13 protein-coding genes are annotated in these 13,402 nt (G+C 37.3%); all 13 read left to right on the top strand.

All coding sequences use genetic code 11. The features are described 5' to 3' along the window. The first annotated feature begins 9 nt into the window (after window positions 1–9). The 13 genes from U860_RS0106370 to U860_RS0106430 all read left to right on the top strand — a co-directional run bounded on the left by U860_RS0106370 (window position 10) and on the right by U860_RS0106430 (window position 13,314). Entirely contained in the window at window positions 10–1,494 is a 1,485-nt protein-coding gene (locus U860_RS0106370; protein ID WP_025147822.1) for an aldehyde dehydrogenase, read from the top strand. 33 nt (window positions 1,495–1,527) lie between these two features. After that, window positions 1,528–2,835: a fosfomycin efflux MFS transporter AbaF gene (abaF, locus tag U860_RS0106375; RefSeq protein ID WP_029952877.1), complete on the top strand. Its 1,308-nt coding sequence runs from the start codon at window positions 1,528–1,530 to the stop codon at window positions 2,833–2,835. Window positions 2,836–3,077: 242 nt separating this feature from the next. Continuing rightward, window positions 3,078–3,755 carry a copper homeostasis protein CutC gene (locus tag U860_RS0106380; protein ID WP_025147824.1) on the top strand — a complete coding sequence of 226 codons (678 nt, stop codon included), beginning with the start codon at window positions 3,078–3,080 and terminating at the stop codon, window positions 3,753–3,755. A gap of 27 nt (window positions 3,756–3,782) precedes the next feature. Further along, the gene (gene lepB, locus U860_RS0106385; RefSeq protein WP_025147825.1) at window positions 3,783–4,334 is read left to right on the top strand and encodes a signal peptidase I; all 552 of its coding nucleotides are present in this window, start codon (window positions 3,783–3,785) and stop codon (window positions 4,332–4,334) included. 157 nt (window positions 4,335–4,491) lie between these two features. Beyond that, window positions 4,492–5,244 (top strand): IclR family transcriptional regulator, encoded by a 753-nt coding sequence (locus tag U860_RS0106390; RefSeq protein WP_025147826.1) that lies wholly within the window; start codon window positions 4,492–4,494, stop codon window positions 5,242–5,244. A 14-nt stretch (window positions 5,245–5,258) separates the two neighbouring features. Next, complete coding sequence (gene pxpB / locus U860_RS0106395; RefSeq protein ID WP_025147827.1) at window positions 5,259–5,972, top strand: 5-oxoprolinase subunit PxpB; 714 nt, start codon at window positions 5,259–5,261, stop codon at window positions 5,970–5,972. Continuing rightward, entirely contained in the window at window positions 5,963–6,952 is a 990-nt protein-coding gene (locus U860_RS0106400) for a biotin-dependent carboxyltransferase family protein (RefSeq protein ID WP_025147828.1), read from the top strand. The genes pxpB and U860_RS0106400 overlap by 10 nt, the downstream gene beginning before the upstream one ends. A gap of 18 nt (window positions 6,953–6,970) precedes the next feature. Continuing rightward, window positions 6,971–7,732, top strand: a complete 762-nt coding sequence (pxpA, locus tag U860_RS0106405) for a 5-oxoprolinase subunit PxpA (RefSeq protein WP_025147829.1) — start codon at window positions 6,971–6,973, stop codon at window positions 7,730–7,732. Window positions 7,733–7,754: 22 nt separating this feature from the next. Then, window positions 7,755–8,450 (top strand): DUF969 domain-containing protein, encoded by a 696-nt coding sequence (locus U860_RS0106410; RefSeq protein WP_025147830.1) that lies wholly within the window; start codon window positions 7,755–7,757, stop codon window positions 8,448–8,450. 1 nt (window position 8,451) lies between these two features. Then, window positions 8,452–9,414, top strand: coding sequence for a DUF979 domain-containing protein (locus tag U860_RS0106415; RefSeq protein WP_025147831.1), 963 nt, complete (start codon window positions 8,452–8,454; stop codon window positions 9,412–9,414). 16 nt (window positions 9,415–9,430) lie between these two features. Continuing rightward, on the top strand, window positions 9,431–10,078 hold the full coding sequence (gene pcp, locus U860_RS0106420; protein ID WP_025147832.1) for a pyroglutamyl-peptidase I: 648 nt from the start codon (window positions 9,431–9,433) through the stop codon (window positions 10,076–10,078). Between the two features lie 67 nt (window positions 10,079–10,145). Further along, a complete protein-coding gene (locus U860_RS0106425; RefSeq protein ID WP_081806629.1) occupies window positions 10,146–10,889 on the top strand; it encodes an NAD-dependent protein deacylase in 744 nt (247 codons plus the stop codon). 250 nt (window positions 10,890–11,139) lie between these two features. Beyond that, window positions 11,140–13,314, top strand: a complete 2,175-nt coding sequence (locus U860_RS0106430; protein WP_205206297.1) for a penicillin-binding protein 2 — start codon at window positions 11,140–11,142, stop codon at window positions 13,312–13,314. The last annotated feature ends 88 nt before the right edge of the window (window positions 13,315–13,402 follow it).

The following is a 13,402-nucleotide window of genomic DNA, read 5'->3' on the forward strand; positions in this document are numbered from 1 at the left end:
GAGAGACAAATGACTGTATCAAGAGAACAAGTTTTTGCCCTTGCTAAAGAAGGAAAGCTATGGGCAGGCAACTTAATTGATGGTTTTACGAGTACTGCCGACAAATTAGAAAACCGCACTCCCATCGACAATAGCTTAATTGGCTACATTGCCGATGGTGATGAGCGGGATGTAGATGCGGCTGTTAAAGTAGCGAGGGAGACATTTGAAGCAGGGATTTGGAGTCAATTATCCCCTAATGAGCGTAAGAAAGTGATGATCCGCTGGGCACAATTGCTCGAAGAACATAGCGAAGAACTGGCTGCCTTAGATTGTATAGATGCTGGAAAACCGATTACTGAATGTTTAAATACTGACATGCCAGCAACGATTGATACATTTTATTGGTACGCTGAAGCAATTGATAAACTCTTTGGCAAAGTAGCTCCTACGGGTAAAGATGCTTTGGGTTTGATTGTTACTGAACCGATTGGCGTTGTTGGTGCGGTATTACCTTGGAACTTTCCCGCGCAAATGTTTGCTTGGAAAGTGGCACCTGCATTAGCTGCAGGGAATTCTGTTATTGTAAAACCAGCGGAATTAACTTCACTCAGTGCTTACCGTATGATTGAACTTGATTATGAAGCAGGTGTTCCAAGAGGCGCTTTAAGCTTAGTTTGTGGTTTAGGCGAAAAAGTAGGCGAACCATTAGGGCGTCACATGGATGTAGACATTGTATCATTTACCGGATCAACGGAAGTCGGCAGGTATTTCTTAAAATATTCAGCAGAAAGTAACCTTAAAGAAATTGTCTTAGAGTGTGGTGGCGAAAGCCCACAGGTCGTGTTTGAAGATGCTGACTTGGATGCGGCTGTTCCGCATATTTTATCAGCTGCCTTTTGGAATATGAGTGAAAACTGCAGCTGCGGTTCCCGTTTGATCGTACATGAATCTGTCAAAGAGGAATTATTAGAAAAATTAAAGTCTGGCTTAACAAGCTGGAAATTAGGTAACCCGATGGATGAGTCAGTTGCCATTGGCCCCATGATTGAAGAAGCACACTTTAATAAAGTGAAGTCGTTCTTGGATATTACGCTTCAAGAAGGAGGGAGCCTAGTTGCTGGAGGGAAAGTTCACAGTGATGTGGGCAGCGGCTGGTACATAGAACCAACTATTTTCGAAAATGTAACCGCTAACATGACATTGTTCCAAAATGAAGTATTTGGTCCGATTTTAGCGGTTAGTACGTTCGAAAAGGAAGAAGAAGCAATTGCCCTTGCTAATAACACCTCTTACGGGTTAGCTGCTTCTTTTTATAGCCAAAATGTACAGCGAGCGATGCGTGTGGCACGTGCCATTAAAGCTGGAACCGTTTCTGTGAATGGTTTTAGTGAAGGGGATATCACCACCCCATTTGGTGGCTTTAAACAATCTGGCTTTGGTGGCAAAGATAATGGATTAGAAGCTTTTGAACAATATGTGATGACAAAAGTAATTTGGTACGTTCATTCATAATAATCTGAATCTGCTATTTTTGGGGGAGTAAACATGGGGAAAACAGATAATAAGCAGCTAAAAAAAGTTGTTGTTGCATCGATGATTGGATCTGTGGCTGAATGGTATGAGTTTTTCTTATATGGAACCGCTTCTGCTCTCGTTTTTGGAGAATTATTTTTCCAACAAACGGGAAGTGCTATTGATGGCATCCTGGCTGCATTTGCTCTCTATGCGGTAGGCTTTTTAGCTAGACCTATCGGCGGACTTGTTTTTGGTCATTATGGTGATAAATTTGGGCGTAAAAATTTATTACAGCTTAGTTTAATTATCGTTGGAATAACGACTTTCTTAATGGGATGTATTCCGACATTCAGCAGTATTGGGTATTGGGCTCCGATCTTACTCGTTACTTTACGTTTAATTCAAGGATTTGCTTTTGGTGGAGAATGGGGTGGAGCTGTTATTTTAGTATCTGAGCACAGCCCTAGTGATAGACGTGGATATTGGGCAAGCTGGCCACAGGCAGGCGTACCATTAGGGAATTTAATAGCAACAATTATCCTATTACTTTTATCTAAAAATTTAAGCCCCGAGCAATTTATGGACTGGGGTTGGCGTGTAGCATTTTGGTTCTCTGCTGTTGTCGTCCTAATTGGTCTTTGGATTCGTAAAAGTGTAGACGATGCCCCTATTTTCAAAGAGTCACAAGAAAAACAAGCTCAATTAGAAAAACAGCAATTGGGTATTATAGAAGTGATTAGAGATCATAAAAAAGCGATTATTGCTGGTATTGGAGCTCGTTTTGCAGAAAATATCTTATACTATATAGTGGTCACTTTCTCTATTAGTTATTTAAAACTTGCGGTTAATAAAGATACTTCACAAATTTTATTATTAATGTTTGGTGCTCATGCAATTCACTTTTTCCTCATCCCATTAATGGGACACTTAAGTGATGTGTGGGGACGGAAGCCGATTTATATGACAGGAGCTGTTTTAACTGCATTTTGGGGATTTATCGGGTTTCCAATGATGGATACAGGAAATGATTGGTTAATTATTACTGCCATTACTATTGGTCTATTCATACAATCGATGACGTATTCACCATACTCCGCATTAATGACAGAGTTATTCCCAACGCACATCAGATATACAGCTTTGTCTTTATGTTATCAAGTAGCACCAATTTTGGCAGGATCATTGGCACCATTAATTTCATTAAGTCTCCTAAATAAATTTAATAGTTCTATCCCAATTTCAATTTATTTAGTCATCTCAAGTATTATTTCAATCTCATGTATCATGTTAGTAAAAGAAACAAAAGGTAAATCACTCACGTTTAAGAAAGCTAAGTAAATATTTTCGTAAGCCACATACAATCGCTTTATAACTGTTGTTTTATAATAAAGATTGATAAGAATGGCCTCTTAGAGCAGCGTGTCTCTAAGAGGTCTTTTTATTTTTCTGATATTTCAAGAGGTGTATCGTTTGAAAAAATCTTTCTTTTCATTCTTCTTTTTATAGTTTTATAGGAGAAAGCTAGGTTTCTTATTTCTACTACTGTATAATGAGAAAAAAGCACGAAAAGAGGTTATCTCATGCTAGAGGTTATTGCAACTTGTTTAGAAGATGTGAAGCGAATTGAAAAGGCTGGTGGAAATCGAATTGAACTCATTTCATCGTATACAGAAGGTGGTTTAACACCGAGTTATGCCTTTATAAAAAAAGCAGTAGAAGCAGTACAAATACCGGTTCATGTCATGATTCGTCCGCATGCGAAGTCTTTTATATATACGGAAGAAGAAATTGAAATGATGAAAGAAGATATTGAAGTTGCTCAAAATCTTGGGGCTGCTGGTGTTGTATTAGGTGTATTAAATGAACAAAATGAAGTTGATGCAGAGAAATTAGCAGATTTATTATCTGTTGTAGATGGAATAAATGTAACGTATCACCGTGCGATAGATGATACAGAGAATCCGGCAGAAGCGATGAAAGTTTTGAAGAAATTCAATAAAGTTACTCACGTGTTAACTTCAGGCGGACAAGGAAATGTAGTAGATAATATTCCGGTGCTTAGAGAGATGCAAAAGGAAAGTGAAGGGAATATACAGCTAATCGTCGGAGGCGGAGTAACGAAAGAGAATGTAAAACAATTGTTAGATGAAACTGGAATCGCGCAGGCACATGTAGGTACAGCGGTTAGAGAAGAGAAATCATGTTTTGCTGAAATTGATTCAAAGTTAGTACAAGAGCTAGTACAATTAACAAAATAGTTGTCATGTTAGAGAAGAGGGGAAAAGATGAAGAAAAATACGAAAAAAGAAGTAATCTCATGGATTAAAACGATAGGGATTACACTTGGGATTGCTTTTATCGTTCGAGGGATATTATTTACACCTTCATTAGTACAAGGTGAGTCGATGATGCCAACTCTAGAAAATAATGAGCGAGTTCTCGTTAATAAGATTGGTTATAGTATTAATGGATTAGATCGCTTTGACGTTATTATCTTCCACGGAAAAGAAGGGTATGATTTAGTAAAACGAGTAATTGGTTTACCAGGTGATACAGTTGAGTATAAAAATGATGTTTTATATGTAAACGGAAAAGCGATGGAAGAACCGTATTTAAAAGAATATAAAGAAAAAGCAGCTGGTCGTGTATTAACTCCTGATTTTACGTTAGAACAAATTACAGGGAAAACGAAAGTGCCAGAAGGTCAAGTGTTTGTTTTAGGAGATAATCGTGAAGTTTCTAAGGATGGTCGTATGTTTGGATTTATTTCAGAAGATGAAATTGTCGGAAAAGGACAAGCTGTTTTCTGGCCATTGAAACAAGTAAGAGCGTTATAAAGTGTAGAGTAAGTATGGGAGAGGTATTCTTCCATACTTTTTTATTTGTTCAAAAATATATTGATAGAATTTAAAGAATATTTTATAATTTTTAATTATATATTTGTTTCGAAAAACGGAATTCAAGTTCCGGAATTCGGAACAAAAAGGAGATAGGATGAATATAAATAAAACGGCAGTTAAGACAATGGATATTTTGGAGTTGTTTTATGAACATGAGGAGCTAAGTTTAACAGAGATGGTTCAGCTTACGAATATGCCGAAAACATCTGTTTATCGTTTAATTGGTTCGTTAGAAGAGATGGGGTTTTTACAAAAAACAGAAAAGAGTAAGTATCGTCTCGGAGTCGTTTTTTTACGATTTGGTCAACTTGTTTCACAAAGGTTATCGGTAAGAAATATTGCGATTCCATATATGAAAGAGCTTAGAGATAGTTTAGGACAGGCAGTTAATTTAATTATTCAAGATGGTAATGATGCAATTTATGTTGAAAAGATGGAAGGAGTTCAGCCGGTACGTGTTTATACGGCGGTTGGAAGAAGAGCTCCACTGTATGCCGGCGCATGTCCGAGAATTTTACTATCGTATTTTTCTGAGGAAGAGAAAAGGAAATATGTAGAGGCAATAAATTTAAAGCAATTTGCAGATGGAACGATTGTTAATAAAGAGCATTTGCTAGAAGTATTACATATGGCGAAAACGGAAGGGTATACAATTAGTTATTCTGAATTAGAAAATCATACAGCGGCCATAGCAGCGCCAATTTTCGCAAATGATGGAACTGTTGTAGCGGGTATTAGTATTTCAGGATTAGCAATTGAATATAGCGAAAGTAACATTCCATATTTTATTGCGAAAGTGAAAGAAACAGCGTACCGCATTTCGAAAGAACTCGGCTTTTGGGAGTAGAAAGAGGGAATGGGATGAAATTTTCTACGTTAGGAGATCAAGCAATTATTGTTACATTTGGTGAAGAAATCGGGATGGACATATATGAAAAAGTACAGCGATTATTTCAAGCACTGCAGCAACATCCATTTTCAGGGATGATAGAATGTGTGCCGTCATTTACTTCATTAGCGGTGTACTACAATTTGTTCGAAGTATGGGAGAAAAATGATAGAAATATAAGACCATATGATTACGTATGCCAGTACATAAATGGGCTATATGATACTTATAAGGAAGAAATGAAAAGGGATGTGAAACATATTTCCATACCAGTTTGCTACGGGGGAGAATATGGGCCAGATTTAGAAGAGGTCGCGTATTATCATGGGTTACAAGTAGAGGATGTTATTCGAATACATAGTGAAACGACGTATTTTGTGTATATGTTAGGTTTTACACCTGGGTTCCCTTATTTAGGAGGATTACCGGAAGAATTAGAAACACCTAGAAAAGAAACACCACGGTTACAAATCGCACCTGGTTCAGTAGGTATTGGCGGAAATCAAACAGGTATTTATCCGCTTGAAACGCCGGGCGGATGGAATATTATTGGCCGAACACCAATCCTTTTATTTAATTCAAAAGAAGAAACACCTACCTATATTCAAAGCGGTATGTATTTACGTTTTATCCCGATAACAAAGGAAGAGTACGTATCGTTAGAGGGGGCTAAAGAATGGATGTAGAGGTTTTGCATGCTGGGATGTTTACAACAGTCCAAGATTTAGGACGTTATCATTATCAACAATATGGTGTACCTGTTGGAGGCGCTATGGATAAGAGCGCACTCAGGATGATTAATATGTTAGTTGGCAATGAAGAGAATGAAGCAGGACTCGAAATTACGATAATGGGGCCTAAATTGTTAATAAAGAAAACGACTTTATTAGCGATTGGCGGGGCAAATATGGAACCGTTATTAAATGGAGAACGTATTCCGTTATGGCGTCCCGTGTTAGCTGAAGAAGGAAGCATGCTTTGTTTCGGAAAAGCGAAAAGCGGGTGTAGGGCGTATGTGACCTTTGCGGGCGGTATCGATATTGATCGTACGATGGGAAGCAAAAGTACTTACATACGTGCTGCTATTGGCGGTATGGAAGGGAGAATGCTGAAAAAAGGAGACTATTTTCAAATTGGTACACGACCAGAAGTTGCGAGTCGTTTCATACAAAACTTACAAGAAGAAAAGCGTATAAAAACGAAGTGGGCAATTTGTAACAAGGCGTTACCAAAATATAAGAAGCATCCTACTCTTCGCGTTATAACAGACTTTGAATATGATCAATTTACAGAAGAAAGTACAAAGTCGTATTTTACGAAAGAGTATAAAGTGTCCAATTATGCTGATCGTATGGGGTATAGGCTTGACGGAGAAGTTTTAAATAGGGTTGAAGAGATAGAAATTTTATCGAGTCCAGTTACATTTGGAACAATTCAAGTACCGAATGGTGGACAGCCTATTATATTAATGGCAGATAGACAAACGACAGGCGGCTATCCGAGAATTGGAAATGTCATTTCAGTAGATTTACCTCTTCTAGCGCAGTTGAAACCAGGAGACTATGTAACTTTTGAAAAAATCTCTATGGAAGAAGCTGAACAATTATATATAAAGCAGGAAGAAAATATGAGTCTAGTAAAGAAATTCATCGCTTTACGAAGCTGAGATTAGGAGGGAAACATCGTGACTACAATTGATTTAAACTGTGATTTAGGAGAAAGTTTTGGAGCTTATAAAATGGGGAATGATGATGAAATTCTTCCGTTCGTTTCCTCAATAAATATTGCTTGTGGCTTTCATGCTGGTGATCCGACCGTTATGCGGCAAACAGTTGAAAAAGCATTACAACATAATGTAGCAATCGGAGCGCATCCCGGATTTCCTGATTTAATTGGATTTGGGAGAAGGAACATGCACGTTTCACCAAGTGAAGTATACGATTATGTTTTATATCAAATTGGCGCATTGGAAGGGTTTGTTAAAGCTGCTGGAGGAAATATGCATCATGTAAAGCCGCACGGTGCCCTATATAATATGGCGGCAACTGATTCGGAAATTGCGGATGCAATCGCAAAGGCAATTTCTCATATAAACCCTGAACTATTACTTTACGGATTAGCGAATAGCGATGCATTTACGCGAGCGGCCGAAAAGTATAAAGTAACTTTCGTACAAGAAGCTTTTGCTGATCGTACGTATAAGCAGGATGGAACTTTAACAAGCCGTACAGAAGAAAATGCTCTTATAAAAAATGAAGACGAAGCAATAAACCAAGTACTTCAAATGGTGAAAGAAGGGTATGTAGAAGCAGTTACTGGAGGGAAAGTAGCACTTCAGGCGCAAACGATATGTTTACATGGAGATGGAGAGAAAGCAGTACAATTTGCGGGGAGAATATACAGAACATTCGAACTTAACGGTATTTCTATAAGTGCACCAAAATAAAAAATGAGGGGAAGTGTTACAAATGGTGAAATTAATTGGAATTTTACTTGTTGCGGTTGGTTTTTTATTTAGATTAAATACACTGTTAGTAGTTATGGTTGCAGGTATTGTTACTGGTATGGTTTCAGGCTTAAGCTTTTATGATGTGATCAGCATGTTCGGTAAATTTTTCGTAGAAAACAGATATATGTCTATGCCAATATTGTTAACTTTACCTGTAATCGGGATATTAGAGCGTTATGGGCTAAAGGAAAGAGCAGAGGCACTTATAACGAAGTCAAAAGGAGCTACAACTGGAAGAGTATTAATGTCATATTTTACGATAAGAGAATCTTCAGCGGCACTTGGACTTAATATTGGTGGTCATGCGCAAACAGTGAGACCACTTGTTGCACCAATGGCAGAGGGAGCTGCGCAAGGTAGGTATGGTAAACTTCCTGAAAAATTAAGAGAGAAGATTAAAGCAAACGCAGCAGCTGCGGAAAACACAGCTTGGTTTTTCGGAGAAGATATTTTTATCGCAACTGGTGCCATTTTATTAATGAAAGGGTTCTTCGATTCAGTAGGAATGCATGTCGGTGTATGGGATATGGCGCTTTGGGGAATTCCAACTGCGATATCTGCCCTTATTGTGAGCTGGATTAGGTTTAGAAGGTTTGATAAGTATATAGAGAAAACAATGAAGGCAGAAGAAAAACAAGAGAAGGAGGCTATATAAGATGAACGTAATAACAATGGATACAATTTATTATATATTAGGTATAATCGTTGCATTTATCGCTGTTCGGATTGCATTTGATCGTGAGCATCCAAACCGATTTGGTTCTAGTTTATTTTGGGCATTGTTTGCAGTTACATTTATATTTGGAAATGTAATCCCTTCGTTTTATGTTGGCTGTATTGTACTTGTCATGGTCGTTTTAGCTTCATTAAATAAAGTAACAAAATCTCAGGAGAAAGAAGTACCAGTACAAGAACGTGTGAAACATGCTGAGAAATTAAAAAATAAAATTTTCATGCCTGCACTTTTAATACCTATTTTTACAATTATCGGAACGCTAACGTTAGGAAAAATCAAATGGGGAAATGTCGCACTTGTTGATCCTGATAAAGTGACATTAATTGCACTAGCATTAGGAGCGTTACTCGCTTTCGTAGCGGCGATGCGCATCACAAAGGCGAAAATAACAACGCCTGTTCAAGAAGGAAGTAGATTATTACAAGCTGTTGGCTGGGCTGTTATTTTACCACAAATGTTAGCGGCGCTTGGCGGTATTTTCGCGAAGTCTGGCGTTGGACAAGTTGTTTCTGATTTAGTCGGACAAGTATTACCGACAGAGTATCCGTTCGTTGCTGTTATGGCATATTGTTTAGGAATGATGCTGTTTACAGTTGTAATGGGGAATGCATTCGCAGCATTTGCAGTAATTACTGGCGGAATCGGGTTACCTCTAATTGTACAAATGCATGGGGGGAATCCAGCGATTATGGCAGCACTCGGCATGTTTGCTGGATATTGCGGAACGTTGATTACTCCAATGGCGGCAAACTTTAATATCGTTCCAGCGATGCTTTTAGAACTGAAAGATAAAAATGCTGTCATTAAGGCGCAAGTACCAATTGCTATTTCGATTTTCATTATAAATATGTTTATAATGTATGGTCTTGTATATCGTTTCTAATTAGGAGAGTGAAACTATGAAAACAGTATTACTAACGGGATTTGATCCGTTTGGCGGAGAAAGCATCAATCCAGCTTGGGAAGTCGCAAAAAGTTTGCATGAAAAAACAATCGGAGAGTACAAGATTATTAGTAAACAAGTTCCAACCGTATTTCATACATCAATACAAGTATTAAAAGCGTATATAGAAGAGCTGACTCCTAACATTATTATATGTATTGGACAAGCTGGTGGGCGAGCAGATATTACGATAGAGCGTGTAGCAATTAACGTTGACGATGCAAGAATTGCTGATAATGAAGGGAACAGGCCGGTGGATGTACCGGTTGTAGAAGAAGGCCCTATTGCGTATTGGTCTACACTTCCGATGAAAGCAATCGTAAAAAGACTTCGCGAAGAAGGTATACCAACTTCCGTTTCACAAACTGCAGGTACATTCGTTTGTAATCACTTATTCTATGGTCTCATGCATGAACTAGAGAAACATGATAAGAAAATAAAAGGTGGTTTTGTTCATATTCCGTTCCTACCAGAACAAGCGAGTAATTATCCAGGGCAACCGAGTATGTCACTTTCTACGATTCGTAAAGGGATACAATTAGCAGTTGAGGTAACAACAGAAGTGGAAATAGATATTGTTGAATGCGGGGGCGCGACGCATTAAATAAAGCGAATTGTACAACACCTTCTGTAAACAACTGGTATAATATAGTGTATGAATATACATAGAGGTGATTTTTGTGCAGCAATATGAGGAAGTACGTTCGATATTAGAAAAAGCAAAGAAAATTACAGTGTTAACAGGTGCTGGTGCAAGCACGGAAAGTGGAATTCCTGATTTTCGTTCAGCAAATGGATTATATGCTGATGCGAATGTAGAGATGTATTTATCAAGAGGCTATTATAATAGAAGTCCGAAAGAATTTTGGAAGCATTATAAAGAAATATTTCAAATTAATACGTTTCATCAATATAAACCAAATCGTGGGCATCGCTTTTTAGCAGAGCTAGAGGAACAAGGAAAAGACATAACGATTTTAACGCAAAATATTGATGGTTTGCATCAATTAGGTGGAAGTAAACATGTAATTGATTTACATGGAACACTTCAAACTGCACATTGTCCGAAGTGTAAAGCGGGATATGATTTACAGTATATGATTGATCATGAAGTGCCGCGCTGTGAGAAATGTAATTTCATTCTAAATCCAGATGTTGTTTTATACGGAGATACGTTACCACAATATCAAAATGCGATAAAACGTTTATATGAAACAGATGTACTTCTCGTAATGGGAACGTCATTAAAAGTACAGCCTGTCGCTTCATTCCCGGAAATGGCAAAGAGAGAAGTAGGGGCAACAACAATTTTAGTAAATGAAGAGTTAACAGGACAAGAATATAATTTTGATTATGTTTTTCAAAATAAGATTGGTGAATTTGTAGAAAGCCTATCTTCAATGAAAGAAAAATGATTTGATTAAAAAACTGAGGTGAATGGTGGCCACCTCAGTTTTTTTGTATGAAATATATTCATGTTATTGCTTAGTAAGGGGAATGGTAATAAATAGGGCATGAATACAGAAAACTGAAAATTAAATCTTTTCTTTCTTTTGTAATTAATATAAAATTCTATATATATCATATAAATAAATTTGATACATAATGATGTATTTGCGTGCAATGTAGTGAACGTATTTTTTCATGTAGAGAAATGTTAATAGAATGAAGCGAGGGAGCAAAATGAGACAGAAAAAGGAGAAGCAGAAACAGTCGAAAAAGAAAAAGACTCATATTCCATTTCGATTAAATGTATTATTTTTTGTCGTATTTCTTTTATTTTCAGCTATTATTATTCAGCTAGGTAAAGTACAAATCATTGACGGAGAAACGTATCGAAATGAAGTGAATAAAAAGGAAGATGTAACGGTGAGTACTCCTGTACCTAGAGGGAAAATGTTTGACCGAGAAGGAAAACCTATTGTTAATAATAAACCGTTACGAACAGTTACATACACGAAAATGAAAGGGGTAGACTCGAAGGAAGTTTTAAAAGTAGCAAGAGGATTAGCGCAGTTAATCGAAATGCCACAAGAAGATATGGACAAGTTAACAGAGACAGATAAAAAAGACTTTTGGATGCAGTTAAATGAAAAGCGTGCAGCAAAAAAAGTAACAAAAGATGATGAGAATACATTTAGAGAGCAGAAAATAGAAGGAAAAGACTTAGATAAAAAAGTGGAAGAACTGAGAAGGGAAAGAATTACACAAGAAGAATTAAATGAGCTTTCAAAAGAAGATATAGAAGTACTAGCAATTAAAAGTAAAATGAATGCGGGATATAAAATGACGCCCCAAATTGTCAAAAAAGATGTTAGTCAAAATGAATACGCAGTAGTTAGTGAAAGGTTGTCGAGCTTGCCAGGCGTAGATACGACTGTAGATTGGGAGCGTGAATACCCAAATGACAAAATACTCCGTTCTGTACTTGGTAGTGTTTCTAGTGAGAATGAAGGATTACCGAGGGAGCAATTAGACTATTATTTAGTACGAGATTATAACCGAAATGATCGTATCGGTAAGAGTTACATCGAGAAACAATACGAAGATGCACTGCATGGGACAAAAGAACAGTCTAAAAATATTACTGATAAAGCGGGAAATATTATTCGGACTGAAAAAGTGACAAAAGGAAAAAGTGGAAACAATTTAATATTAACAGTTGATATGGATCTACAGAAGAAAGTGGAGGAAAGTCTTGAAAAAAATTTAAGGGCATTTCATTCTTCAGAACCGATGATGGACCGTGCGTTCGTCGTTATGATGAATCCAAAAAATGGCCAAATCTTATCATTGGCAGGGAAGAAAATTGTAAATAAAGACGGTGGAATGCAAATAGAAGACTACGCTTTAGGAACGATGATAAGCTCGTATGAGTTAGGGTCAACGGTGAAAGGAGCTACGGTATTAACGGGATATCAAACAGAAGCGATTAAGCCATATACACACTTCTTTGATGCCCCAATGTTCTTTAAAGGAAGTTCGAAGCCGAAGAAATCGTGGAAAGACTTTGGAGATATTGATGATTTAAGAGCATTGCAAGTATCATCCAATGTCTACATGTTTAATACGGCCTTAAAAATTGCAGGGGTTGATTACGTAGCAAACAATCCGTTAGATATAAAACAAGAAGCATTTAATAAAATGCGTTATTATTTTAGACAATTTGGTTTAGGCGTACCAACGGGCATAGATTTACCAAATGAATCGATAGGTCAAATAGGTAGGACGGATAATATACCAGGTTTTTTACTTGATTATGCGATTGGACAATATGATACATATACGCCGCTGCAACTAGTGCAATATATGTCAACAATTGCAAATGGTGGTTACCGGATGAAACCACAAATTGTGCAGGAAATTAGAGAGCAACCAAATAGACCAGAGGAAGTAGGAAAAGTCATTCAATCGATGGAACCAGTCGTGTTAAATCGAGTGGATATGGATCTTACATATATTAATCATGTAAAAGAAGGGTTTAGAAGAGTTTTCCAAGAAGCTGATGGGACAGGTACTGGAACTTTTAAAGGTCTACCGTATAAACCGGCTGGAAAAACAGGAACAGCAGAGACGGTATATGGTGGGGAAAGTGATATTGGAAGAGATGAGAACAATAACCGAAAAAAATGTTATAATTTAACTCTCGCCGGTTATGCACCATATGACGCTGATCCGGAAGTAGCTTTTTCTGTTGTTGTACCGTGGGTGAATAATGATAAATCAGGTATTAATTCTGCAATTGGTAAAGAAATTTTGGATGCGTATTTTGATTTGAAAGCACAGAGATCAGGTGTAAGTGCAGTCCCGGTCGCACAACAGCCGAATAATGTACAGTAAAAAACGAAATTAAAATTGTAGTATATCACTGCACAGATGAAACCATATTGTGCAGTGATATATTTTTGAGCTGAAAAGTGTTTTGATA

Source organism: Bacillus sp. H1a, assembly GCF_000633475.1.
Lineage (GTDB): Bacteria > Bacillota > Bacilli > Bacillales > Bacillaceae_G > Bacillus_A > Bacillus_A paramycoides.

Coding starts and splice junctions, on each gene's coding strand:
- U860_RS0106400 (WP_025147828.1), top strand. CDS start 5,963: ATGGATGTAGAGGTTTTGCATGCTGGGATGTTTACAACAGTCCAAGAT.
- U860_RS0106410 (WP_025147830.1), top strand. CDS start 7,755: ATGGTGAAATTAATTGGAATTTTACTTGTTGCGGTTGGTTTTTTATTT.
- U860_RS0106380 (WP_025147824.1), top strand. CDS start 3,078: ATGCTAGAGGTTATTGCAACTTGTTTAGAAGATGTGAAGCGAATTGAA.
- U860_RS0106415 (WP_025147831.1), top strand. CDS start 8,452: ATGAACGTAATAACAATGGATACAATTTATTATATATTAGGTATAATC.
- lepB (WP_025147825.1), top strand. CDS start 3,783: ATGAAGAAAAATACGAAAAAAGAAGTAATCTCATGGATTAAAACGATA.
- U860_RS0106390 (WP_025147826.1), top strand. CDS start 4,492: ATGAATATAAATAAAACGGCAGTTAAGACAATGGATATTTTGGAGTTG.
- U860_RS0106430 (WP_205206297.1), top strand. CDS start 11,140: ATGAAGCGAGGGAGCAAAATGAGACAGAAAAAGGAGAAGCAGAAACAG.
- pxpB (WP_025147827.1), top strand. CDS start 5,259: ATGAAATTTTCTACGTTAGGAGATCAAGCAATTATTGTTACATTTGGT.
- U860_RS0106370 (WP_025147822.1), top strand. CDS start 10: ATGACTGTATCAAGAGAACAAGTTTTTGCCCTTGCTAAAGAAGGAAAG.
- abaF (WP_029952877.1), top strand. CDS start 1,528: ATGGGGAAAACAGATAATAAGCAGCTAAAAAAAGTTGTTGTTGCATCG.
- pcp (WP_025147832.1), top strand. CDS start 9,431: ATGAAAACAGTATTACTAACGGGATTTGATCCGTTTGGCGGAGAAAGC.